Genomic DNA, 23,522 nt, shown 5'->3' with positions numbered 1-23,522 from the left:
ACGAGACCCAAACACATTAAAATTAAAACAATATCATAACCTATATAAATAATCATCATTTATATATTGATATCTATTTAAATAAATAAAAATTATATCTTTAAAATAATAAAATTTATTTAATAAATTAGTATCAGATATAATTCTACTATTTAATAAAAAAAATGAAAATAATGATACTGGTACAAGGCCTATTGTCATAATAGTTACTATGGAATTAGAAAAAAGTTTGTCCATAAATAATGTGTATGAAAGTGTTATAAGTCCTAATGATAATAACTTTAAAATATCAAGAAACAAAATACTAAAATAATTAGAAGAATAATTAAGTAAATTAGTATATTTTAACTTAAAACATATTCCAAAATATAGATATATAAATATAAAAAATATTAAAACTAAAATATTACATAATACATTATTCCAAAATATTTGATCTCTTGTATATGGTCCGCTATTTATTGATATTATCTTACTTCTCTTTTTTATTCCATTTCCTAATATATAAACAAACATTAATAATACAATAAATACTATTATACTCTCTATCTGAATAACAGGAAACTTGTTTGAAATAAATTGAGATATTTCATTTTTAAATTTATCTATCTTATTGCTAAAAATAAAAATATATGAAAATAGTGACCACATAACAGTTATTAGTAATAATATCCATTTTATTGTATAAAACCATTGATATATTAGACTTTTTTTAATTATATTTTTCATTTATATCTCCCTTTTCAATATGATATATAAACATATCTTCTAAAGTTAAACTTATCTCTTCTATAAACAAAGGTTCTAATTTATTTAATTTAAATAAAAACTCATCATTATAATTTTTAGTTATTATAGTAAACACTCTTCCCGTTTTTGATAAAGCAAGTATTTCGTTAAATTCTGCAAAATCTTCTTCATATACTGGAATATCAAAAGCTACTTGTATTTTTTTCACTTTATTATTTAAGTTATTTATACTATCATTAAAGACTACTTTTCCATTATTTATAATTAAAATATCATCACATATATTTTCAAGTTCATTCAAATGATGAGAACTTATAACAACAGTAATTTTATTTTTTAAAACTTCCTCTCTAAGTAATTTTAAAAATTTCTTTTTAAAAATAACATCAAGACCTGCAGTTGGTTCATCAAGTATTAAATATTTTGCATTTATAGAAAATGCAAATAATATATTTACAAGCATTTTTATACCTTTAGATAGTTGAAACATTTTTTTATTTAATGGAATATTAAACATGTTATTTATTTTATTAAATTTAATTTCATCAAAGTTTTTGTATGCTAACTTATAATATTTTTTTATATCATTAATTTTATAGTTAGAAAAAAATGTACTTTCATCTTGTACATATCCAATTAATTCTTTGGTCTTATCGTTATCAAAAACTTGTGAATTATTATATAATATAGAGCCTGATTGAGGTTTATAAATACCTGTTAAACATTTTATAAGAGTTGTTTTACCAACACCATTAGGACCAATTAGTCCAAGAATTCTTCCATTTTCACATTTAAATGATATATCCCTTAAAATTTCTTTATTATCTATATTCATATAAATATTATTAACTTCTATCAATTTATAGCCTCCCCATTTTCCTTTGAAGAAACTAGAAAATAGTCAAAAACATAACTTCCATTTTCTTTTATAATTATAGCATCTAAAATAATTGGAGTTTTATGGAACTCTACAATTTTATCTTTTCCATTTTCATAAGAATATATATTATTTAATCCAGTTGCTTTAAATTTAAAAGGAATAATTTCTTTTGGTGAATTATTATAAATTCTTCTAGCTACTTCTTTATATTTGTTTATCATCTTACTTTTTTCAGAATTACTTAATTTTATATTTTTTTCTAAATTTATTTTGTTAAATTGTATTCCAGAGTTAGAAACTCTTTTTCTTTTTGATATGCAATCATTTAAAATTTGAGTATTTACCATATTAAAGTTATCATCTCTAACTAATAAAATAGAATTATTAAATGATTCTATTAAAGATTTTGGTGAGGAAAATTTCATTTTTACGTTCAATTCATTTGGTTTATTTATTATTATAGCTGTTACTATTATAATTAAACCAACAACTACTAATATCTTAGATTTTCTCACTTTTTTATCACCTCTACATTCAAAATTTTACTTTTTAGTAAAGTTAATGTCAATTTATAAATTCTTATTTATATCTTAAAATTATCTTAATATATAAATAAAAATTTATATAAAACAATGATAAAATTTTAAATTTTTTATTATTAAAAATAAAAAGCAGTAATAATACACTTTACTGCTTTTATAATAATTAATTATTCATATTTTCTCTGTAACATAATTCATCTAATTTTTTTAGAATATCTCTATAACCCAATTTTATATATTCATTGTCATATAGATCCTTATAAGAAATATCATCAATATTAACTTTTAAAAATTTTTTAAAATTTTCTCCATATATTTTATTTAATATAACTTCAAATCCATTAATTATATTTTTTAATTCTTTTTCCGAATTAAAATTAAAATTTAGTATATCGTTATTAACACGTTCTATTATTCCATATAATTGATAAATATAACTTAACTCTTTTAAACTATAATTATCACTTAATGTAGATATTGCACATGAATAATTTTTATTTATTGGAATAGGATATATATAGTTTTCATTTTCTAATAGGATTCTTATACTTTGATATATTGAAGTACATATATCTAGTCTTATTAAATTTGCATTAGAACAAATTTCTTTAAATTTAAATTGTTCTTCATATTCTCTATTATCTTTTATAATATTATATTCTTCCTTCATTTTCCGTTTATACATTTTGTTATTTATTAACCAGCTAAACCAAGCACCCATTGCTGAACCTAATAAAATTGAAATTGCTGATATTATAGAAGTTATTAGTGGTATAGGCATATTTATCTCTCCTTTTATCTATGTCTATCATTTCTAAATTTAGTATTATCACTTTTATACTTTTTATTACAAAGTAATTAATCTTTAAATAATTTAATTATATTTTCTAATATTTATATTTTCTAATATTTATAATTTCTAAATTTTATTTTCATTAACCTTATAGGAATTACTAGTAAGATTTTTAATTTTCATTCATATAGTTTAATTAAAGTTTTCTTTTAATAACTACTATTTTTTCTATAAAACAGTATAATAAAACTAATAATTAAATAAGAGGTGATTATTATTGTTAGTAGAAAATAAATTAATTATTTTAAGCTTAACAGCTCTATTCTTAGCTCAATTTTTAAAAATACCCTTTGGTTATATATCTAATAAAAAAATTGATTTAACTAGATTGTTTGAAACAGGCGGAATGCCAAGTTCCCATTCTGCCTTTGTTGTTTCATTAACTATTGGTATAGGTAGAATGACTGGTTTTGACTCTCCAATTTTTGCCCTTTCCTTTGTTTTTTCATCAATTGTTATGTATGATGCTATGGGAATTAGAAGAGCTGCTGGAGAACATGCTAAAATATTAAATTTAATATTATCAAATGATAGTAAGTTTACTTTTAATCATAAAAAATTAAAGGAATTATTAGGTCATACTCCTTTTGAAGTTTTAGGAGGTCTTATATTAGGAATATTAATTGGAGTTTTATTTCCATTATAAAAAAGAAGATAATTATATAATTATCTTCTTTTTATTTCATTAAAATACAGTTTACTTAAATTGTAACTATCATCTAATGCATTATGTTGTAATCCATGAAAATCTAAATTATATTTTAATACCGCATTTTTAAGAGAAAGGAAATTATTTAAATTTAGAATATCCTTGCATAAAACTTCTTGATAATCAATATTAAAATTAATAATATTATTTACTATTTTTATATTTTCTTTAATTCTATTGCTATCATTTTTTAGAACAGAAATATCATTTCCTCCCCAATATAAAAATAAATTTCTTTTATTTCCACACCACTTTTCAAATTCTTTAAAAACACTTTCAAAGGATTTTGCATTATCTATTTCTTCCTGTTTTAAAGAAGTTATTTCTATACATTTATTAGTTAATTTATATATATTTTTAGGTTTTATGCAGCTATAAAACTGTGAAAGTATTTTCCCATCTAAGGTTGTTTTTACTGCACCTATACTTATTATTTCTACATCCTTAAAATTTCCAACACAATTCATTTCAAAATCGAAAAAAATAAGTTTCTCTGCACTATTAAGATATTTATTTAATTTAATTAATGTACTATTTCTTTTTATAAGTTTTTTATATTCTTTACCAGCTTTTTTACATTTAATATATAATTTTATTGATGGCTTTTTTTCTTTATATATTATTTCTTTAATATTTTTAATTTCCTTACATTCGTAGGAGTAAAATTTATTTAAAAAGAAATTTATATAATCATATTGATTTTTAATAAAAAACTTCTTGTTATTTATTTTATGTACTAAATCTTTTTGATTTGTATAAAATATTATTTTGCTATCACCAGCTATTTCTTTTAAGGCTATAAGTGAAAGTATATTTTTACATACATAGTATAAACCATGATAATATGCTACTTTAAAATTTTCTTCTTTTAATTTTTTCCTAATTTTAATTAAAACTTTACTATTTTTAACATCCTTAATAAGATATTGTAAATAATAATTAGGGCTTCTTCCATCTATGTAATAATATGCTTCTATCTGATTGTTCATTTGTATATTGATCCCTTCATTGATATAATTATAGTTATTGAATTTAATAAAATTTGAGGTGTTTTTAATGAGTAAAACAAGTAAAAGATTATTAGTTATATTTATAATATTAGTTATTGCTATAGTATCAATTTTTATTACTTACAAAATTAGTTTTGAACCTAAAATACAAGTAAAATCAATTAATTCTGAAGTAGAACTTACTCCTAAAAAAATTATGAAAAAGCTCATTCCTAATAATATTGATTTAAATCTTTCTGGAATAGAATTTAAATCTTCATCATCATTTACTGATAATGAAATAACAGATTTGATTATTTATTCAATAAATAATAGCAATATAAATACAGAAAATTTAAATGGAATAAGAGCACTTATAAAGGATAATCAACTATTATTATATATTAATTTTGATTATAAAGGAATTCCTCTACAAGCAATTAGTAATTTTACAGTAAAAGCTAATAATAATAACGCTATACTTCACTATAATTATACTAAGGTTGGATTTATAACAATTCCTAAATCTTATATATTTAATCATATACAAAATAATTCTATATTATCAAAAGATGAGGTTAATAATAATATTATAATTTCTTTAACTAAAGATTATGGTATTTCAATAAAAAATGTATCCCTTAATAATAGAAAATTAAATATTGAACTTGAATCGAAATTTAATTTCTAATAAATAAAAGGCACTTTTAGTGCCTTTTTAAATATATATACTTATTGGAATTATTTGATATGGATTATTTATAATTTTAGTTCTAGGGCAAATTGGAGGTTTAATTCCAATTTTATTAAGACAATCAAAAGCTGGAATACATTTATTTAACATCTCCTCATAAAAATCTTTTTGCCCTGTTTTTCTAAGAAAATGTATATCATCATTACTACAACACTTCTTTACTACCTTTCCAAAAATATTACAGCTGCAATCTATATGATCATATTTATTAGTGTGATTATTTAAAAAATAATTATTGTTTATTGTAATAACTAACTCTCTATTACCACATTTTAATATTAGATCACTCGTATCATTAAGATGTAATTTTGATTGTATCTCAACTAATAATTTATCTATTACACTAAAATCCATTATACAATTATCTTCTCTTAACTTATTTAATTTATCATATCCAAAACAATCTATTATACTTTTTAAAGAATCTATATAAGAATTTAAAGATTCACTACAAAGAAAGCCTTTCAGTTTAACATAATCTCCCTCTTGTACATTTCCAGAACAAATATCATTTGTACTTTTTACTTTTCCTTTGTTTTCTAAACCTAACATTATATTTTTATGAAAACTAAACATTGTATAAATTTTTTTTTCTTCTTCTTCTAACCTAATACAACCTTTACCTTCAAATGTTTTATTATTATCTATACCACAAGTATATGTATTAGCATCAGAATCTATATAATTTTTATATCCTTCTCTTTTATCTTTACTATATCTATCTTCCCAATAATTTGTTTCTTTATTTTCAATATTAAATCTGCCAAGTAATGCTCTATCCCATACTCTTTTTCTTGTTAATACTTCAATATATCCTTCTGCAATTACAGAAGATAATCCTGTTACTAACAATTCATCTAAATAAAGAAGAAAATTCAAAATAGGTACCTCCATTGATACGTTCTTATATAATACTTATGAATTTAATTCATTTATTATTAAAATAATATTATTTTAAATTTACAAAAACCCCACATATTGCATTAATCATAAAATAAATACCTATAATAATAGATACTAGCAATATATTAATTCTAGAATAGTTTATAATTAAACATCCTATTATAATTAAACTAACTATATATATTGTTTTAAAATTTAATCTAAAATTTTTATATATTATTTCGCCCAATAATAAAATAATTGATCTTATTACAGACCAAATACCATAAAAAATCAATAAATTTTCTATAATGTTTATTTTTATGAATATTAATGATACACCAAAAAGTATATCTAAAGCACTAAGTATAAAATTATTAGCTACCTTTTTTTCTATTGAAAAAGAATTTATTAATTTAAATATTCCAGAAATAACAATTAAGCTACCTGATAATTTTGTAAAATAATTTATTGATGTTATTGGAAATATAAAAAATAATATTCCAACTAGTCCAAGGAAAATATATTGAAGAAAAAATAACTCATACGTTTCATTCTGAATATTTTCCATAATATCCATCTCCTTATGCTAATTTTTATAGTTATAAGTATACTCCCATGAAAAAATTATCACCATTAACTTAATGTAAATACTTTGTTACTCTAAATTAATAAAATAAAAAAGTAGGTTTCCCTACTTTTTTATTTTATCTTATTCAATGCTTTTATTAACCAAGAGCCTATTTTTTTGTTTGTCCAAAGTGGTAAACTATATTCTATACAAAGGCTTGCCTCTTCAATACTTCCCTTTTTATAAGAACTAATTTCACCTTCAACTGTTTTAATATTTCCAACTAGACATTCTATAAAATAAACATTATGTTTTAAAGCTTTCTTTAAAGCCTTTCTAGCACTTTTTCTATCATCTTTGTAATAATAATATAAGACTTTACCATACTTAAAGAATATGCTGTCTTCATCAGCATATTTTTCAAATATTTTTTTAGCATAATCATAATCTTTATTAATTAATGCTCTAAAAACAATTGAATGTCTAACATTTCTTGAATCATATTCATCTAATTCTAATATTTCTTTTTCCAATCTAAAGCTCTCTTCATAGTTTCCTAATGCAAATTCATAATTTGATAAAGTAGATAATACAGTTAAATAGAAATCTCCTTCTGCTGATACACCTATTTGTCCAATATATTTTTCAAAATATTCTTCTCCAAGATTATTTTTTAAAATAGAAGCACATTTTCTAAGTTCCACAGTACCTTTTTCAACATCATCTAACTCTAAAGCATTATCAAATAAATCAATAACATTATTTTCATCGCCACAACAAGATGAACAATCATTATCTTCTTTTATTTTCCATTTTTTAGAAGTTTTATCTATATTTAATAATTTTCTAATTTCTCTTGACTTTGTTCCTATAGTCCCCTCTGAAACTTCAAAATAATCAGCTAATTCATCCATTTTTATTCCTTTTTTATTAAGAGTATCATTAACAAAAAAGACTGCATGTACTATTCCAGAAGACCAAGTATTACTTTTTCCTCTCAATAACTTATTATCTTCATTATTAGCTAAAATTTCTGTTAACTTAATACATTTTTCTAAATATTCATCATTTAAAACTTTAGTACAAAAATTATCTATTTTTTCTATTATTTCATTAACACGAATATTAAATTCATCTGGTACATTTATGCTGTATTTCATTTACTCCTCCTAAACAATAATTATTAAACTAAATCATATTTTAATATTATAACTTATATAGCAAAATTTTTCACTAATAAATTTACTATATACTTTCATAAAAATAGAGAAGAAAATAATTATATATTCTTCTCTATATATTTAAATTTATTTTTTTATATTGTTAGATGTACTTTTTTGTTCTATAGAAGTATTTTGATTTTCGTAATTTTCCCTATAACTTTTAACTCTTGAGTTAGAAAATTTTCCATTTGTTTCTTTATTTTTTAAGTTTTTTCCCATTATATCACCTTCTTTTTAATAAAATTATACATTAATCATTTCTCCACCATTAACATGAATTGTTTCACCTGTTATAAATGAAGATCCTTCACTTGCTAAAAATACATAGGCTTCCGCTAGTTCAACTGGTTGCCCTGGCCTTTTAAATGCAGTTTTTGAGCCAAAATTTTTATATTCTTCTTTTTTAAAGGAAGCTGGTATTAGTGGTGTCCAAATAGGACCTGGTGCAACTGAATTTACTCTTATTCCTACATTAGCTAAGTTTAATGCTAAACTTCTAGTAAATGAAGTTAAAGCACCTTTAGATGACGAATAATCAATTAGTCTATCATGTCCATTATATGCAGTTACTGAAGTTGTATTTATTATACTACTTCCTTCTTTAAGATATGGTAATGCTTCTTTAATAAGATAAAAAGCTGAAAAAACATTTGTTTTAAATGTATGAAGTAATTGATCTGATGTAATATCTAACAAAGAATTAGCCGGATATTGTTCACCTGCATTATTTACTATAATGTCAATTTTATTAAATTCATTAATAGTTTTAGAGATAACTTTGCTGCAAAAACTTTCTTCTCCTAAATCACCTGAAATTATAATTCCTTCAGAATTTAACTTTTTAACTAAATCTAAAGTTTTATTTGCATCTTCTTCTTCATTTAAATAAACTATTACAACTTTAGCCCCTTCTCTTGCAAATGCTAAACTAACAGCTCTTCCAATTCCACTATCTCCACCTGTAATAATAGCAACTTTATCTTTTAGTCTTTTTCCATTATTATAATTTTCATTATAATATATTGGAGATATACTCATATCATTTTCTTTTCCAGGTTGAGTTAGTTCTTTTTGTGTATTAAAAATTCTAGGAAAACTATTCTGTATCATAATTATCACCTCAATAGTCAAATATCATAATTATTTTTTACACATATAATATTTAATATTCTCTATTAAATAAAATTTTTATAACAAATAATTTATTTATATTTTAACTAATACTAAATCTTTAACTAAACTTTATGTAACATAAGATACAGACATAAAGTTTAATATTATATATAATATAATTAATTTAATATTAGGAGGTATTTAATTATGGGATGTGGATGTTCATCACTTGGAAATGATGGTAAAAAAGTCGCAGATTTAGTTAGAGAGAAAGGCTTTCAGGATATGCATACAAAAGTAGAGCATACAATAACTTGTTCTTGCGGAGAAACATTTGTTATGAATAAGTTAATTACAAAATGTCCTAGATGTCATATAACTTATGCAGTAACTCCATGTAGTTCAGATAATAAAGATAATATTAAATCTTGTGGAATAGATTATTAATAAAAACGCCTAGAGTATAGGCGTTTTTATTAATGTATTTTTATGTAATTACAACTATAAAAATTCTATTTCTTTTATTTTAGTTTTTAATTTTTTATTATTTGAAATAAAATCTTTAGTTTTATCTTTTAAATTATAATTAAATGATTCATATACTTTATTTTTAGAATTTCTAAACATTTCTATAGTAGTACAATTTTTATTTAATCTCTCAATATTAATTTTTATATGTTCATTGTCAATAATTATTTTACAATACATAATCCCATATAAATTATCATTTATATACCCAACCCATGTATTATTTGAAATAGAATCTAAAGTACCAAATTTATTTATAGGCTTATCACTATATTCTTCATAACTGTATTTTAGTTTATTATAATCTATTTTTTCAATTTTAAGTTTTGATTCTGAACTTATTTTTGAATCTGTTAAATTATTATCTTCAGTTATTATTATACTTTCCCAATTCCTTTTATTTGCTATTATTTCTATATATTCATCTGCATATAAAAACTTATTTAAAATACTTATGCTAAAAATTATAAATGAACCTATAATCATTAGTAATTTTATACTTTTCTTCATATTAGTTCACACCCCTAGATTTAAATTCATTAATATATTTTCCAAATAATATATATTTATTCTTATTTTTCATATTAATAATTTTTGTTATATAAATTTATTAATTCAATATTATATTTTTCCTTTTTATGGAAGGATTTTTTGTAAAACTTATAGAATTAATAATATAAACAAATGAGAAGTTGCTGGGGTATTACAAAAAGAAGGGATTGATATAATGGACATATCTAACTTAAAAAAAATTTATAACAAAAGAAACTGTGTAGAAAGAAACATTTTTAATTATATCGAAGAAAAAAACAATATGGATGAATTATTAATAGAATTTTTCAATAAATGTAAAATTGAAAATTTAAATTACTTAAATAAGCTTCCAAAAGAAATATTTGCAAGTGTAATTTCTTATTCAATTTACTCACACATTTTAGATAAATATATAAATAGAGGAAATGTAACCTATCAAAATATTAAATTAATATTAAGAATGCTAGATAAAAGCAAAGATTCAATAAGAGATTTTTTAAAAGAAAATTTAGAATTAAAAGAATTTAATGATAATTTAAATGAATTTATAGAATGGGTAGGCATTTCTACTGAATTTCATGATGAATTTTTGTCTACAATATTAGTATCAAAAACATCCTTAGATATTATATAACACAATTTATATACTGTATAAATACTTTTAAATTATATTAATGTTGATATAACAGATATATTTTTTAAGCTAATTATAATATATAAATATATATTGCATAGACTAGTAAAATCAGTTATTTAAGTAAAATTTGATGAGATAATAAAAAAAGGAGCTAAATTAATAGCTCCTAAATCTCTAAATTTAAATTAGTTTAGTGTATATCTAATTTATTCATTTGATTTAATCATATTAAAGTATAATTGTAAATAAAACAATTATACTATTTTTCTTTTTAATTATTTTTTATTTAATTTTTAAATTCCAAGTTGCTAAAACTTCTCCACCAAACATTGTTTCATTCATATCTAAAGTTATATTATTATTTTTATTATTAAGTGCAAAAACCATTTCTGCAGTACATTTTTTCCCTTTACTTATTTCTTTAGGTTGTTTGTGATCTATTACATCATAATGTTCTAAAATTTCTCCATCATTATCATAAGCATTGAAAAAATAAGTGTCTAAATACATAGTTCCATCAATATTTTTATTTGTATAAGTATATTCTATCACTATTACTCTATTAGCTTTAATTTTACTATATCTATTTCTATCTTTAGTTGTTCTTATTTTATTTATAGTTACCTTTGCGTCTTCAGTTTCAAAAACATCTCCAACTTTAAGATTTCCTTTCAGTTGAGCATTCTCTTTAACTTCTTCTTTCTGCACTTGTGGAAAGTTACTTTCTTTCTCATCTTTGCTCTCTTTTTCTATAATTTTATCTTTTGATTGTTGCTCAATTTTAACTTCATTATTTTCTTTAGGTGTGTTTCCACAACCAACTAAACCAATTGTACTGACAACACCTATCATAATAATTAATAAGGCCTTTTTAACTAAATTTTTAGCTTTTTTCATAATTAAAATCTCCTCCTCCATTCTATACTATGCTATGTTGTTAATTTTTCTACTAATATTTTTAATCTTTAGTACTTTTCATTACTTGTCTTATTATTAATTTTTTTAAATTATATTTTAATTTTTTATTGTTTTATTAATATCATTTTAGTAATATATAAATTGTAAATAAATCTATTAATATTAAGGGGGATAAAATGACTAAAAGGTCTAAAAAAATTAATAGTTATAAAAAGAAATTTAGAATAAGGAGATATTTATTTATTTCTTTATGTATAATCTTTTTAAGCTTATGTAGTTATAAAGTTTATGGCTTATTTTTTAATAAACAAGAAAAGTCATCAAATATTGTACTGCACAATAAAGAAAAAATTTATACTATAACATCTGTTGGTAACATGATGACACATGATGCTCAAATAGCTGGTGCTAAAACAAAAGATGGTGGATATAATTTTGATAAAAGCTTTCAATATGTTAAAAGCTACATAAAAAATTCCAACTTAAGTATAGGAGTTTTTGAAGGTAATGTAAGTGGTGGAAAACCTGAAGGATACCCTACTTTTAACTCTCCAGAAGCATTTTTAAAATCTTTAAAAAACGTTGGATTTAATGTAATTAATTATGCTTCTAATCATGTTATAGACCAAGGAACCAAAGGGGTAAAAAGTACAATATCTAAAGGTAATGAAAATGGATTATTAAATCTTGGAGTAAAGAAAAGCTCTTCTGATAAAAATTATTTAATATATAATATGGATGGTCATAAAATTGGACTATTTTCTTATACATACAGAACTGGTCCTAACTCAATAAATTCAATTCCAATTCCAAAAGATGTTAATTCACTAATTAATTCCTTTAGTTATGATAATTTAGATGAACTTTATAAAAATGTTGAAAATTCAATAAAAGATATGAAAAAAAATGGTGTTCAATTTATAATAGGATCTTTCCATTGGGGAGATGAATATAGTACAAAAGTAAATAAAGTTCAAAAGAAAATAGCAAAGAAAATGAATGAATTAGGAGTAGATATAATTTTAGGAAGTCATCCTCATGTTATAGAGCCTTATGAAATTATTAAAAACAATTCCGGTCATTCAACCTTTGTAATATACTCACAAGGAAACTTTTTATCTAACCAATGTTATGAAGAGATTCATAATTATCTAACAGAAGATGGTTTATTATTAAAATTTTCACTAGGATTGAAAAATAATAAACTATATTTAAAAGATTATACTATTATTCCTACGTGGGTTTATAGAGAACCAAAAGGAAATAATTTATTTACTCACAAAATTATTCCTTTAAATGAAATAGTTAATAATAAAGATAAATTTAATCTTTCAGAAAAATCTTATAATAGGGCACTAAATTCTCTTGAAAATACAAAAAATATTTTAGGTGAAAATTCTTTAGGAACAAAATCTTTTCCTTAACAATAACCTATGAGTCTTTATATTTAGACTCATAGGTTATTTATTATTCATGGAAACTCTAGGATGAACTGGAATTACATATATAGAATAATTTCTTTTATTTATTCTGATAATATAATTGAGTTTTAAAGTTAGGAAGTGATTTTATGTCAAACTTAAATCTATTAGAATTACAAAATCTTCGTCATCTTATTGGTGCACATGGAACAATAGAACATAAACTTGAGGATTATGCTAAACATTGTACTGATCCTAATATTATTCAAATGCTTCAAAAAGATGCTCAAGATGCAAAAAATAGCAAAGAAACTTTAATGTCTTTTCTAAAATAGGAGGTTAATACAATGAATGAAAAAGATATGATAAACGATTATTTAAGTATGATTAATAGTAGTTTAACAGGCTATGCTTCAATAATATCTCAAACTGATAATCAACAGTTACGTGAAACAATTCAACAAATGAGAAACAAAGATGAAGTGCGTCAATATAATGTATATACAATTGCAAAAAATAAAGGATACTATAAGCCTGCACAACCAGCAAATGAAACTGAAATAAATACAGTAAAATCTGAAGTAACTATGGGATAATTACATAAAATTTAAAAGCACTTATATTTTGATTTAAATATAAGTGCTTTTTAAACATTAGTAAAATTTTATTTAATAGATTTTTTCCCATATATTATTTTTATGTTTATAAATAACTTCATTCTTTATATTATAATAATACCATATTGGATTTATCTTATTAGATTTTTTATCTATAAATGATACTACTGTACCTTCTTCTAATTCACTTATTCCAGTAGATAATAGAGTACCTTCACTTACAGATTCACCATCTAATATATTTAAAGATTTTTCTGTAAGAATCTTCTTTGCTGTCTCTATATATTTTTGAATATTTTCCATTAAAAAAACGCCTCTTTTCATAATACCTGCCTTTATAGAAAATTTAAAAATAATTAAATCTATATTTTTCTATCTCTATAAAAACAATAATATTCTATCATATTATGAAATACTTATCTACAATTGTTAATTAATAAACTATTACTTAAGCTTTGTGCCACAATATGGACAATATCTAAAATCATCCTTTAAAACTTTACCACAATTTGAGCATCTATTTATTTTTTCATAACTATCATGTTTAATTTCAATAGGATTTAAATCCCAATAAGTAATATCTATATTTTCTCCTTTTTCAATTTTATTTCCTTTTTCTTTAGGAATTTCATATACAGAATTACATCTATTGCATATGAAATAAAAATGTTCATTCCACCTAAAAACAGGTATAAAAAAGAAATGAAAACAATCAAATGTTTTTATAAGTTTTCCACTTAAATTTTCATTACATTTTTTACAATATATATTTTTTAAAATTTTTATTTCTTTTTGTTTATTTTCTATACCAAATATCCCTATAAAAAACATATATACCTCCATATAGCAACATATATTATATTTAAATTTCTCTCTTTATTAAGTATATAACTTATTTATAGTTTATCAAAAATTTATTTTGCAAATTATTATTTTATCTTTAGCTACAATTACAATTATTATAACTGTATTATAAATTATTTTACTAATTTTATATAACTAAAAAAAGTTGAAGAAATTTTAAATAATAAAATCTCTTCAACTTAAAATTTATACTACAAATTTTAACCTGCCATCCCTATATACATACCTACAAAGTAAGGAATTAACCAAATAAACCATACTAACATACTAAATTTATGGAAAGCTTCTTTTGCTTTAGCACTTCCTTTATTAAGAACCCAAGTTGCCCAAACTGCATGAAATAGCATTAAAATTATAGCTAATAAACCAGTTGATTGGTGTATCATTAATTGAGTATTTGTTATAGTTTTATCTGTACCTGCAGCAACTATCCTACTCATTGTGAAAGTTCCTAAAGTATCACAAACTAAACCACACCAAAAAATAATTACATGTTTTTTCTTTAATATTTTGGCTTTATGCTCTCCCCAAACACCTATAGTATAAAATATTAATGCTAAAGTTATAAATATAATTGCAGGAATTAATAATTTTGGCATTATAATCATCTCCTTAGTTTTCTTTTATTAGATTAATAATTTTTTCTAATCTGCTTTCTATTATTTCTAAATCTTCTTGACAAATTCCATTAAATATTTCTTTAAAGCTATTATTTATATCTCCTTTAATTTCATCTGATAAAATTTTTCCTTTTTCTGAAAATTTAATATAGGTTACTCTTTTATCATCTTTATCTTTAACTCTTTCAAAAATATTAGCTTTTTCTAATCTATCAACTATTCCAGAACATGTAGATTTTTTTATAGCCATTTTTTGACTTAATTCACTTAATGTCAATTTGTCAAAATGACCAATAAATTTAATAGCTGTTACTTGACTTTGAGTAAGTCCCCTTAATTTTAATTTTTCTGTTATTTTACTATTTATTATAGAATTAATTTCTTTTATATATAAACAGATATTAAATTCGTGTATACATTTCATAAAATACTTCCTTTTATTTTAAAATATTAGCATACTAATTATTATATTAAAATAATAATACTATATAAAAAATATTACAATAATTATGTTGTTAATTAATAGTGAATAATTTTATATATAAAAAAAATTAAAATATATTTTTTTATAAAAGTATAAAATATATTGATTGCAGAATTTTCAATATTTATTATTTATATATTTAAATATTATTAAAACTTCCCATAAATAATATAAATTTTATAATTTATAATTTTGTATAAACCTTTTATAAAATGTAATTAAATAATTAATATTATTCATTTTTAATAATAAATAATTAACTTTATTAATTATTTAACTATACTTCCTTTAAAAAACTTTTATAATTTATTTTTCTATAATTAGATTTTTTTGTAAATAAAGCTTATTATAATATTGTAAACGTAAACATAAGCTGAGTTTAAACTAAGGAGGAATTTTTATGGAAGAAAAATTATTAAATTTAGTCACCTTTAACGACGAGGATTGGGACAAGAGATGGAGATATAATTGCACTATTTTTATATTAAGTTATATTTTTATGGGTGCTGTAACAGGAATAACAAATGATTCTTATGTATCTTATTTAAACCTTACAGTTCCAGATGTTGTTAAAGCACTTCCTGCCTACGGATCAATAGGTACCTTTGCAATAGCTCTTATACTTTTACTTACAAATAAAATTGGCTATAAAAAATTAATAGTTACATCTCCTATTATATTATTATTAGGTTTGTTTGCATGTATATTTAGTAAAAATTCAACTGTAATTTTAATTGCTAATATTCTTATAAATATTGGTGCAGGAATGTATGATTGTATATATCCTCTAATGTTTACTTCTTATACACCTACAAAAAGAAGAACATCTATGTTCGCAAGAGTTATGTATTGTAATTTAATTAGCCAATCTTTATTAACATTTTTAAATGGTAAAATAGTCGTTTGGAAATTTAGTGATAACTTAAAAATATCTTATGATAAAGCATCTATTTTATCAGAACATCAAGGTGAACTAAATCAAATGCAATTATCAGCTTATACTTCTTCTTATAGATTTGTTTTATGGATTGCAGTAATATTAACAATACTTTCATTAATCTGCTTATTGTTTTTAAAAGAACAAGTTGAAGATTATACAGAAACAGCTGAAGAATTAGCTGCAAGAAAAGCTACAAAGAAATTTGATTTAAAATTATTTGCAAATAAATACGTTCTTTTATGGGTAGTTTTAACTAGCTTAATTGGATTTGGTGCTCTACTTATAATGCCATACTTCCCAATATACTTAAATAATTTCTTGCATATAAGTAGAGGTGTTGTTTCAACAATAATAACTTTCTCTACATTAGCTATGGTTTTAGCTTATTTTTGTACACCTTGGCTTGAAAAGAAGCTTGGATCTATTGTTACAGTTGCACTTGGTACAATTTTATGTATTCCATTAATGCTTCTTATGGCAAACGGTGCAATTTTCGGAGCTAATGTAGCTTGGGCAATTGGAATAATTTTATTTTTAAGATCTGGAATTGCAAATGCTGCAGGTCCTATTAAAGCATCCTTACCATTAACTTTTGTTCCTAAAAACTTAGTTCCAGCTTACAATTCTATTATGTTAATAGTAAATGGTTTAGTAGGAATTTTTGCAGGATTATTTGCAAGATATTATTTATTAAGAACTCCAAGTGGATATGGTACTGCTTATTATATAGCTAGTGTAGTTTATTTAATTGGTAGTATAGGAATATTACTTGTATTCTTCAAAAAATATAATAGAAATTCTGAAAATAATAATAAGAAATAAATTATCAAAAATAATATTAAAATATAAGAAAATAAAAAGAAGTATGAGCACTCATACTTCTTTTTATTTTTTTATAAATGTTATCTGTAAAATATTAATTTAATTTTTCCTCAAATATATTATCTAAATTTAACTTTTTAATTTTTTCTTCTATTAGTTTCCTATCAGTTATATATAGTCCTTCTTCTTGCATTCTTTTAAAGTATACTGAACCTGCAAATGTATATCTACTTTTTCTATCTTCTTCGTTTAGTGTTTTTTCATTAGCATAAGCTATAATATCACCTATTGCCAAATTCCTTGGCAAAATTAAAAGTGGTAGTCCCATATATTGCCTTACTGCATTATGTCCTGCAATAGAACCTGTGCATATTGCTTCTGTATGTTATTCTAAATTGCGATTAAATTTTATAATCTATTCTATGAAAATTTAATCCATAGCAGATTCTTCATAAAATGCTGGATTTGCTGTTGGAAGAGTCTCTAAATGCTTCTTCAATTTATTAGCTGATGGTTTAAATGTTGCATAAGTAACTGCACCTGAAAAAGCACCTCCTATTAAAGGAACTACCTTTCCTACTCCTTTTGCAAAAATCTCCTTTGTCATTTTAATACTTAAAATTGCAGCTATTTTTTTTACTATAGGATAAATAGTTCCTTTAGTTAATGCTCTATTGACTAACGATTTTTGAATGTTTTGAGCCATAATGCCTGATAATTTTGCAATTGCAGAATTTGCTGATTGAACCCCAAACATAACTCCAATAAATAAAATTAATTGATTCATTGTTTCATCATCAAATTCATCGTTTTCATTATATAATTCTTTCCATCCATATAAATATATTAATTTTTGAAGTATTCGAATAATATGAGCAAAATATTGTACAGCATCTCCTGGAATTGTCCCAATCATTGCAAATCCACCAGGAATTCCAGCTACAGCAGATATTGTAGTTACTTTATTAGTTTCATATTTTATAGATGATTTTGCTATATTTTCTATTTGCTTTGCATGAATTCCTGCACTTGCAGGATTTTTTTCTATAGCAATATTAACTATATCTTTTGGAAAATATTTAATTAATTCTTTTTCTAAATACTCATCTCTTTTAATTTTTACTCCTGGAACAGTCATAGCTGACTTGAGTATAGTAAGGAAAGCATTATTATCATGATTTTTCATTAAAATCCCCCTTGATAAGTTTATTTATTTATATTTATTAAGAAGTTATTTAATATATTCAAAGCAAAATAGTAAAACTCTTTAATCGATTTATTAATTTCCTGTATATTATTTATTTAATTTAATATAAATATGATTAAATTAAATATTATCAACAATATAGTACTTCTTTATAAATTATGCATAATGTTGTATAATAATATATCAGCATTTTTATTTGAATAATTTATTAAACAGTGTTATTTATTTTATTTTTTATGAAGCATACGTTGTAATTAAGTATAAGATTTAGTGAGTAATTTAAATCTGGGAGGTAATTAAAATTAAAGCTAAAGATTTAACTGGCAAAAAAATTGGAATGCTTACTTTATTAGAACGTAAAAGAAAAAATAATAAAACTTATTATTATTGCCGTTGTGATTGTGGCAATTTCAAATGGATCAGGGGCGATTCCCTAGGCCAAAATAAAATTAATAATTGCGGTTGTTCTAATACTTATAGATTTAATGATATAACCGGTAAAAGATTTGGATTATTAACGGCTTTAAGATATGTTGGAATATCTAAAAGTAACGGAAGAATCTGGCGTTGTAAGTGCGATTGTGGGAACATAAAAGATGTACCATTGTCTAGTTTAATTTCAGGAGCTACAGTAAGTTGCGGTTGTCTAAAAAGAAATAAAGCAAAAGATTCTGCAAAAAATGCACGAAAAAAACTTAAAGAAAAGAATTTAATAGATGGAACAAATATAGCCTTTTTGAAATTAAATACTACTATTAAAAGTAATAAAAGTGGAGTTACTGGTGTTACCTTTAATAGTAAGACTGGAAAATGGGTTTCTAATATATCTTTTAAAAAGAAAAGATATTTTCTAGGAACTTTTAAAAATAAAAATGATGCAATAAAAGCAAGAAAAATAGCAGAGGAAAAATTGTTTAAACCTTTTTTGGAAAGTTTGGAAAGTTCAGTGGGAAAATAATATTTATAAATTTAGAATATTATTTTCAATATATAATAAAGTGAAACTAAAAGGTAAAATTATTCTACCTTCCAAATAACTTAAACACTTACTAATAATAAAGTTACTTTATAGATAATAGAAAATAAAATAACCATAAATAACTTAAATAAATTTTATGTATTAACGCAGGTTATAATAAAGATGTAGTTAGCGTGAATGTATACTAAATAAATTAAAAAATATAAAAATTGTAAATTAGCGAGATTAAATTTAATAAAAGATATTTATAGGCAGTAAGGAATTAATCCTACTGCCTTTTTCCTATTTACTATATAAAGCTTTCCAAGTTCTTTCCCAACTATTCAGTCTATACTTAGTCCTTTCTTTATAAATTTTTAACTGCTATAGTTAATCCACTACAAATGAAACTATTTAATTGAATTAAAATACATAATTGTTAATTTATACTTATTTGTTATTATATTGTCATAATATTAATAATACTAAAGTTAATTACAAATATAATAGATTATATATTGAAATATACGTTAAAAAGTACTAGGAGGTTTTATGAAAAAATGTTTAATTTCAATTCTTTTATTAGTAGGATTATTTTCTATAATCTTAATAGCATCACTAACTATATATAAGTTTCCATATAATCCTCCTAAATTAGAAGTTAGTTCACCTAAAGATAATATAAATTTTGTAGCTTCTACAAATGGTGGAAATTGGTTTAATTCTTCCAATGGTAATGGTGGTAATAGCTTTGATTTAGGAACTTATGATATAGTGAGATTAAGTGAAATTGAAGCAATTCAAGTTTCAAGTAATACTAATATTAAATTAAACTTATCATTTGCTAAAGATATAGAAAAATTTAAGGTGTACTCCATAAATAAAAACATTAAGTCAAATGATAAACATACTGAAGTTGAAGTTTCTAATTATACATTTACTACGCCTAAAAAACCTGGAACATATGGATATATTGTTGAGACTGTTTGGGATGATAGTCATAATGTTAGATTTATTTTTAAACTTAGATGCAGATAATATTTTTTTATAATTTTTAACCTATATTTATTATAAATTACCTATCTATATGATCTATTTAATTTTTTAGCCAAGTTAATTAAAGTTTTTTATTTTTATAATTAGATCACAATAGAAAATACCGTTTATTCAATTATGAATAATACGGTATTTAAGTTATGATTTAAATATGTAATTAATGAACTGGATTCATAATACACTAAAATTATAGAAACTAATCTAAGTTTTCAACATATTGTTTTGCTTCTAATAAAGACATCTGCGTTTGTTCACGAATTTTTTTAATAGCTGCAACTTCTTTTCCAGTTCGCTTTAGATGAATAGCTAATTCTTTTAATTCATCTGAAACCCAATAAGAAGACAAGTTTTCATGTCCTGTTATTTTACATAATTCATTTAAACTATCTTCTTGAATTTTTATTCTTTTCTCTAATACAGAAATTTTATTAAATGCAAGAATACAAATTATGATTAATAGTAAAATAATATAATATTTCATGTTTTTCCTCCTTATCTTTAATTCTAATTTCTAATTATAGGTTAATTATAACATATTTTATAAATATTATATTATTTAATTAATTTTAGATTAATAGTGTTTTTTATTTTATATTTTATAGTTATCATTTACGAGTATATTATTTAAGAAATATAACAATTAATAATATTTGTTAAATAATTAAAGTTATGTAATTTAAATTATTTTAAGGCTATTATGCCTTTTTTTCTTTTGATTTATAATACTCTTTTAATAATAGTCTACACTCTTCTATCCCTAAGCGTCTTAAAAGTGATTTAGCTGCAATTTTACCAAAAGCCTCTTTACATTTTGCTGATGGTTTATTTTCTTCAATAACTGTTATTTTACTCATCTAATCCCCCCCCTATAAAAATAATGTATGATTTCATAGAAAAATTTGCTACTAAAAATTCAAATAATATATATGCACTTTCAATCTATTTTAATGTAACAGAAGAAATTATAAAATATAAGTTATTATCAATATATCTTAAGGAAGATAAATATAATAATATAAGACTTTCTATTCAAGATAAGGAGGTAACTTATGACTATTGCAATCTATAGTAGAAAATCTAAATTTACTGGCAAAGGTGAATCTATAGAAAATCAGATTATAAAATGTCAAAAATTCATTGAATTTAAGTTCTCTGATGAAATAACTGAAAAAGATATAGAAATATATGTTGATGAAGGTTTTTCAGGTAAAAATGAAAATAGGCCTAAATATCAAGAAATGATATCTAAAGTCAGAAATGGGAAAATTAATAAGATCATAATATATCAATTAAATAGACTTGGTAGAAATGCGAGAGATATACATAATACTATGGAAATGTGTACTTCATTAAACTGTATTATATATAGTGCTACTGAAGGCTTTGACTCTTCTACTTCTTTTGGACGAGCAATTATTGGTATACTAGCTTCATTAGCTCAACTAGAACGTGAACAAATTGCTGAACGTGTTAAAGATAATATGTATACACTTGCAAAAATGGGACGTTGGTTAGGTGGACAATCTCCTTTAGGCTTTAATTATATTAGAGAAACTTATAAAGATGAAAATATGAAAGAAAGATCATTAGCTTTACTTAGGAAAAATACTGAAGAATTAAAATTAGTAAAAAAAGTATATGATAAATATTTAGATGAAAAATCATTATCACAAGTTAGTAAATGGAGTTTAACTAATAACTTCAGGGGGAAAAACGGTGGTAATTTAGATAAAAGTGCAATAAATATAATTCTTCAAAACCCAGTATATGTACAAAGCAATCAAGAAGTATGCAACTTTTTAGAAAAGCTTGGCTATGAAGTATGTGGAGATCCAAATGGTAATGGAATTTTAAGATATGGAAAAGGTGAAGAAAAAATTGCAGCAATAAGTAAGCATAAAGGAATTATACCTGCTGATAAATGGCTTAAAGTTCAAGAAATAATTAAAGAGAATACTTCCAAAGCACCAAGACTAGGTAAAACTAATACTGCTCTATTAACTGGAATATTAAAATGTCAGTGTGGTTCAGGAATGAGAGTTACCTATGGACATAAAAGATGTGATGGAACTAAAACATTTTATTATACTTGTTCTATGAAAAATAATTCTGGTGGCACTAGATGTAAATCTAAAAACATAAATGGACAAGAAGTAGAAAAACTTGTTATAGACAAAATTAAAATTAGAACTGCCGAAGATATATGTAATAACTTAAAAACTTTAACAAACTCTTTAGATATCGAAGAAAATACTAATAAAGTGAATAAACTTAATGAAGAAAAGGATCTTTTAAAAAAGAAAATAGATAACTTAATAAATAAATTATCCCTTACAAGTGATAATGATATTTCAAAATTATTTATTAATCAGATATCATTATTTAAATCTAAAATTTTAGAAATAGATAAACAGATTGATGAATTTAAAAATATAGAAGCTAAAATAGCTGAAGCTCATAGAGAAGTTAATAATAATATAAAAAAATTAGATGAGTTTAAAAACAATTTTGATTATATGAATTTTGAAGAAAAGAAAAGATGTTTAAATGATATGCTTGAAAAAATAACATGGAATAGTGATTCAAATGAAATAGTATTAAAATACAATTAATGAAATGAAAAGAAGTATGATATTTATCATGCTTCTTT

At 22.4% G+C, this 23,522-nt stretch carries 31 protein-coding genes and 1 pseudogene; 12 read left to right on the top strand and 20 right to left on the bottom strand.

Annotated features, from left to right (window positions below; all coding sequences use genetic code 11):
* Window positions 1-33: 33 nt before the first annotated feature.
* The 4 genes from J2Z53_RS07380 to J2Z53_RS07365 form a co-directional block, all read right to left on the bottom strand.
* Window positions 34-729: a hypothetical protein gene (locus tag J2Z53_RS07380; RefSeq protein WP_209796800.1), complete on the bottom strand. Its 696-nt coding sequence runs from the start codon at window positions 727-729 to the stop codon at window positions 34-36.
* Window positions 713-1,609, bottom strand: coding sequence for an ABC transporter ATP-binding protein (locus J2Z53_RS07375; protein ID WP_209796799.1), 897 nt, complete (start codon window positions 1,607-1,609; stop codon window positions 713-715). Before J2Z53_RS07375 ends, J2Z53_RS07380 begins: the two co-directional genes overlap by 17 nt.
* Entirely contained in the window at window positions 1,606-2,145 is a 540-nt protein-coding gene (locus tag J2Z53_RS07370; protein WP_209796798.1) for a hypothetical protein, read from the bottom strand. The genes J2Z53_RS07375 and J2Z53_RS07370 overlap by 4 nt, the downstream gene beginning before the upstream one ends.
* A gap of 190 nt (window positions 2,146-2,335) precedes the next feature.
* Window positions 2,336-2,953: a hypothetical protein gene (locus J2Z53_RS07365; protein WP_209796797.1), complete on the bottom strand. Its 618-nt coding sequence runs from the start codon at window positions 2,951-2,953 to the stop codon at window positions 2,336-2,338.
* Window positions 2,954-3,242: 289 nt separating this feature from the next.
* Between J2Z53_RS07365 and J2Z53_RS07360 the strand changes: the two genes are divergently transcribed.
* Window positions 3,243-3,671 (top strand): divergent PAP2 family protein, encoded by a 429-nt coding sequence (locus tag J2Z53_RS07360; protein ID WP_209796796.1) that lies wholly within the window; start codon window positions 3,243-3,245, stop codon window positions 3,669-3,671.
* Window positions 3,672-3,691: 20 nt separating this feature from the next.
* On the opposite strand, the gene J2Z53_RS07355 is transcribed toward J2Z53_RS07360, so the two are convergent.
* Window positions 3,692-4,723: a 3'-5' exonuclease gene (locus tag J2Z53_RS07355; RefSeq protein WP_209796795.1), complete on the bottom strand. Its 1,032-nt coding sequence runs from the start codon at window positions 4,721-4,723 to the stop codon at window positions 3,692-3,694.
* Between the two features lie 67 nt (window positions 4,724-4,790).
* On the opposite strand from J2Z53_RS07355, the gene J2Z53_RS07350 reads away from it, so the two are divergent.
* Window positions 4,791-5,414 (top strand): hypothetical protein, encoded by a 624-nt coding sequence (locus J2Z53_RS07350; RefSeq protein ID WP_209796794.1) that lies wholly within the window; start codon window positions 4,791-4,793, stop codon window positions 5,412-5,414.
* Window positions 5,415-5,441: 27 nt separating this feature from the next.
* Here the strand turns inward: J2Z53_RS07350 and J2Z53_RS07345 are convergent, their stop codons facing one another.
* The 5 genes from J2Z53_RS07345 to J2Z53_RS07330 all read right to left on the bottom strand — a co-directional run bounded on the left by J2Z53_RS07345 (window position 5,442) and on the right by J2Z53_RS07330 (window position 9,263).
* Complete coding sequence (locus tag J2Z53_RS07345; protein ID WP_209796793.1) at window positions 5,442-6,356, bottom strand: hypothetical protein; 915 nt, start codon at window positions 6,354-6,356, stop codon at window positions 5,442-5,444.
* Between the two features lie 70 nt (window positions 6,357-6,426).
* Entirely contained in the window at window positions 6,427-6,930 is a 504-nt protein-coding gene (locus J2Z53_RS07340) for a DUF308 domain-containing protein (RefSeq protein WP_209796792.1), read from the bottom strand.
* Window positions 6,931-7,061: 131 nt separating this feature from the next.
* Window positions 7,062-8,090 carry a DUF6398 domain-containing protein gene (locus J2Z53_RS07335; protein WP_209796791.1) on the bottom strand — a complete coding sequence of 343 codons (1,029 nt, stop codon included), beginning with the start codon at window positions 8,088-8,090 and terminating at the stop codon, window positions 7,062-7,064.
* A 147-nt stretch (window positions 8,091-8,237) separates the two neighbouring features.
* Entirely contained in the window at window positions 8,238-8,372 is a 135-nt protein-coding gene (locus J2Z53_RS12930; RefSeq protein ID WP_268835884.1) for a hypothetical protein, read from the bottom strand.
* A gap of 24 nt (window positions 8,373-8,396) precedes the next feature.
* On the bottom strand, window positions 8,397-9,263 hold the full coding sequence (locus J2Z53_RS07330) for an SDR family oxidoreductase (protein ID WP_209796790.1): 867 nt from the start codon (window positions 9,261-9,263) through the stop codon (window positions 8,397-8,399).
* 210 nt (window positions 9,264-9,473) lie between these two features.
* Between J2Z53_RS07330 and J2Z53_RS07325 the strand changes: the two genes are divergently transcribed.
* Complete coding sequence (locus J2Z53_RS07325) at window positions 9,474-9,713, top strand: hypothetical protein (protein ID WP_209796789.1); 240 nt, start codon at window positions 9,474-9,476, stop codon at window positions 9,711-9,713.
* Window positions 9,714-9,767: 54 nt separating this feature from the next.
* Here the strand turns inward: J2Z53_RS07325 and J2Z53_RS07320 are convergent, their stop codons facing one another.
* Window positions 9,768-10,304 carry a hypothetical protein gene (locus J2Z53_RS07320; protein ID WP_209796788.1) on the bottom strand — a complete coding sequence of 179 codons (537 nt, stop codon included), beginning with the start codon at window positions 10,302-10,304 and terminating at the stop codon, window positions 9,768-9,770.
* A gap of 217 nt (window positions 10,305-10,521) precedes the next feature.
* Between J2Z53_RS07320 and J2Z53_RS07315 the strand changes: the two genes are divergently transcribed.
* A complete protein-coding gene (locus J2Z53_RS07315) occupies window positions 10,522-10,962 on the top strand; it encodes a hypothetical protein (protein WP_209796787.1) in 441 nt (146 codons plus the stop codon).
* A 285-nt stretch (window positions 10,963-11,247) separates the two neighbouring features.
* On the opposite strand, the gene J2Z53_RS07310 is transcribed toward J2Z53_RS07315, so the two are convergent.
* Complete coding sequence (locus J2Z53_RS07310) at window positions 11,248-11,862, bottom strand: DUF4352 domain-containing protein (RefSeq protein ID WP_209796786.1); 615 nt, start codon at window positions 11,860-11,862, stop codon at window positions 11,248-11,250.
* Window positions 11,863-12,059: 197 nt separating this feature from the next.
* On the opposite strand from J2Z53_RS07310, the gene J2Z53_RS07305 reads away from it, so the two are divergent.
* The 3 genes from J2Z53_RS07305 (at window position 12,060) to J2Z53_RS07295 (ending at window position 13,900) form a co-directional block, all read left to right on the top strand.
* Complete coding sequence (locus J2Z53_RS07305) at window positions 12,060-13,307, top strand: CapA family protein (protein ID WP_209796785.1); 1,248 nt, start codon at window positions 12,060-12,062, stop codon at window positions 13,305-13,307.
* 146 nt (window positions 13,308-13,453) lie between these two features.
* Window positions 13,454-13,639, top strand: coding sequence for a hypothetical protein (locus J2Z53_RS07300; RefSeq protein ID WP_209796784.1), 186 nt, complete (start codon window positions 13,454-13,456; stop codon window positions 13,637-13,639).
* Between the two features lie 12 nt (window positions 13,640-13,651).
* Window positions 13,652-13,900 (top strand): spore coat protein, encoded by a 249-nt coding sequence (locus tag J2Z53_RS07295; RefSeq protein WP_209796783.1) that lies wholly within the window; start codon window positions 13,652-13,654, stop codon window positions 13,898-13,900.
* Between the two features lie 72 nt (window positions 13,901-13,972).
* On the opposite strand, the gene J2Z53_RS07290 is transcribed toward J2Z53_RS07295, so the two are convergent.
* From J2Z53_RS07290 to J2Z53_RS07275, 4 genes are all read right to left on the bottom strand, one after another.
* On the bottom strand, window positions 13,973-14,245 hold the full coding sequence (locus tag J2Z53_RS07290; RefSeq protein WP_209796782.1) for a hypothetical protein: 273 nt from the start codon (window positions 14,243-14,245) through the stop codon (window positions 13,973-13,975).
* Window positions 14,246-14,365: 120 nt separating this feature from the next.
* A complete protein-coding gene (locus J2Z53_RS07285; protein WP_209796781.1) occupies window positions 14,366-14,752 on the bottom strand; it encodes a zinc ribbon domain-containing protein in 387 nt (128 codons plus the stop codon).
* A gap of 233 nt (window positions 14,753-14,985) precedes the next feature.
* The gene (locus tag J2Z53_RS07280; RefSeq protein WP_209796780.1) at window positions 14,986-15,384 is read right to left on the bottom strand and encodes an HsmA family protein; all 399 of its coding nucleotides are present in this window, start codon (window positions 15,382-15,384) and stop codon (window positions 14,986-14,988) included.
* Between the two features lie 13 nt (window positions 15,385-15,397).
* The gene (locus J2Z53_RS07275) at window positions 15,398-15,829 is read right to left on the bottom strand and encodes a MarR family winged helix-turn-helix transcriptional regulator (RefSeq protein ID WP_209796779.1); all 432 of its coding nucleotides are present in this window, start codon (window positions 15,827-15,829) and stop codon (window positions 15,398-15,400) included.
* Between the two features lie 460 nt (window positions 15,830-16,289).
* On the opposite strand from J2Z53_RS07275, the gene J2Z53_RS07270 reads away from it, so the two are divergent.
* Window positions 16,290-17,651: an MFS transporter gene (locus tag J2Z53_RS07270; protein ID WP_209796778.1), complete on the top strand. Its 1,362-nt coding sequence runs from the start codon at window positions 16,290-16,292 to the stop codon at window positions 17,649-17,651.
* Between the two features lie 94 nt (window positions 17,652-17,745).
* Here the strand turns inward: J2Z53_RS07270 and J2Z53_RS07265 are convergent.
* Window positions 17,746-18,036 (bottom strand): annotated as a pseudogene (locus J2Z53_RS07265) (FAD-dependent oxidoreductase); the annotation flags it as partial.
* A gap of 45 nt (window positions 18,037-18,081) precedes the next feature.
* Complete coding sequence (locus tag J2Z53_RS07260) at window positions 18,082-18,837, bottom strand: DUF3679 domain-containing protein (RefSeq protein WP_209796777.1); 756 nt, start codon at window positions 18,835-18,837, stop codon at window positions 18,082-18,084.
* Between the two features lie 358 nt (window positions 18,838-19,195).
* On the opposite strand from J2Z53_RS07260, the gene J2Z53_RS07255 reads away from it, so the two are divergent.
* A complete protein-coding gene (locus tag J2Z53_RS07255) occupies window positions 19,196-19,816 on the top strand; it encodes a hypothetical protein (protein WP_209796776.1) in 621 nt (206 codons plus the stop codon).
* 552 nt (window positions 19,817-20,368) lie between these two features.
* The gene (locus J2Z53_RS07250; protein WP_209796775.1) at window positions 20,369-20,854 is read left to right on the top strand and encodes a hypothetical protein; all 486 of its coding nucleotides are present in this window, start codon (window positions 20,369-20,371) and stop codon (window positions 20,852-20,854) included.
* 214 nt (window positions 20,855-21,068) lie between these two features.
* Here the strand turns inward: J2Z53_RS07250 and J2Z53_RS07245 are convergent, their stop codons facing one another.
* Together J2Z53_RS07245 and J2Z53_RS07240 are read right to left on the bottom strand one after the other, a co-directional pair.
* The gene (locus J2Z53_RS07245) at window positions 21,069-21,353 is read right to left on the bottom strand and encodes a 50S ribosomal protein L7/L12 (protein ID WP_209796774.1); all 285 of its coding nucleotides are present in this window, start codon (window positions 21,351-21,353) and stop codon (window positions 21,069-21,071) included.
* A gap of 214 nt (window positions 21,354-21,567) precedes the next feature.
* Window positions 21,568-21,726 carry a hypothetical protein gene (locus tag J2Z53_RS07240; RefSeq protein ID WP_209796773.1) on the bottom strand — a complete coding sequence of 53 codons (159 nt, stop codon included), beginning with the start codon at window positions 21,724-21,726 and terminating at the stop codon, window positions 21,568-21,570.
* Between the two features lie 23 nt (window positions 21,727-21,749).
* Here J2Z53_RS07240 and J2Z53_RS07235 point away from each other — a divergent pair, with 23 nt between their 5' ends.
* Window positions 21,750-21,941: a hypothetical protein gene (locus tag J2Z53_RS07235; RefSeq protein WP_209796772.1), complete on the top strand. Its 192-nt coding sequence runs from the start codon at window positions 21,750-21,752 to the stop codon at window positions 21,939-21,941.
* Window positions 21,922-23,484, top strand: coding sequence for a recombinase family protein (locus tag J2Z53_RS07230; RefSeq protein WP_209796771.1), 1,563 nt, complete (start codon window positions 21,922-21,924; stop codon window positions 23,482-23,484). Before J2Z53_RS07235 ends, J2Z53_RS07230 begins: the two co-directional genes overlap by 20 nt.
* The last annotated feature ends 38 nt before the right edge of the window (window positions 23,485-23,522 follow it).

The sequence above is a fragment of the Clostridium moniliforme genome, assembly GCF_017873235.1.
Taxonomy (GTDB): Bacteria; Bacillota; Clostridia; order Clostridiales; family Clostridiaceae; genus Clostridium; species Clostridium moniliforme.
Note: the sequence above shows the minus strand (reverse complement) of the source record. Positions and strands in the feature narration are given on the sequence as shown.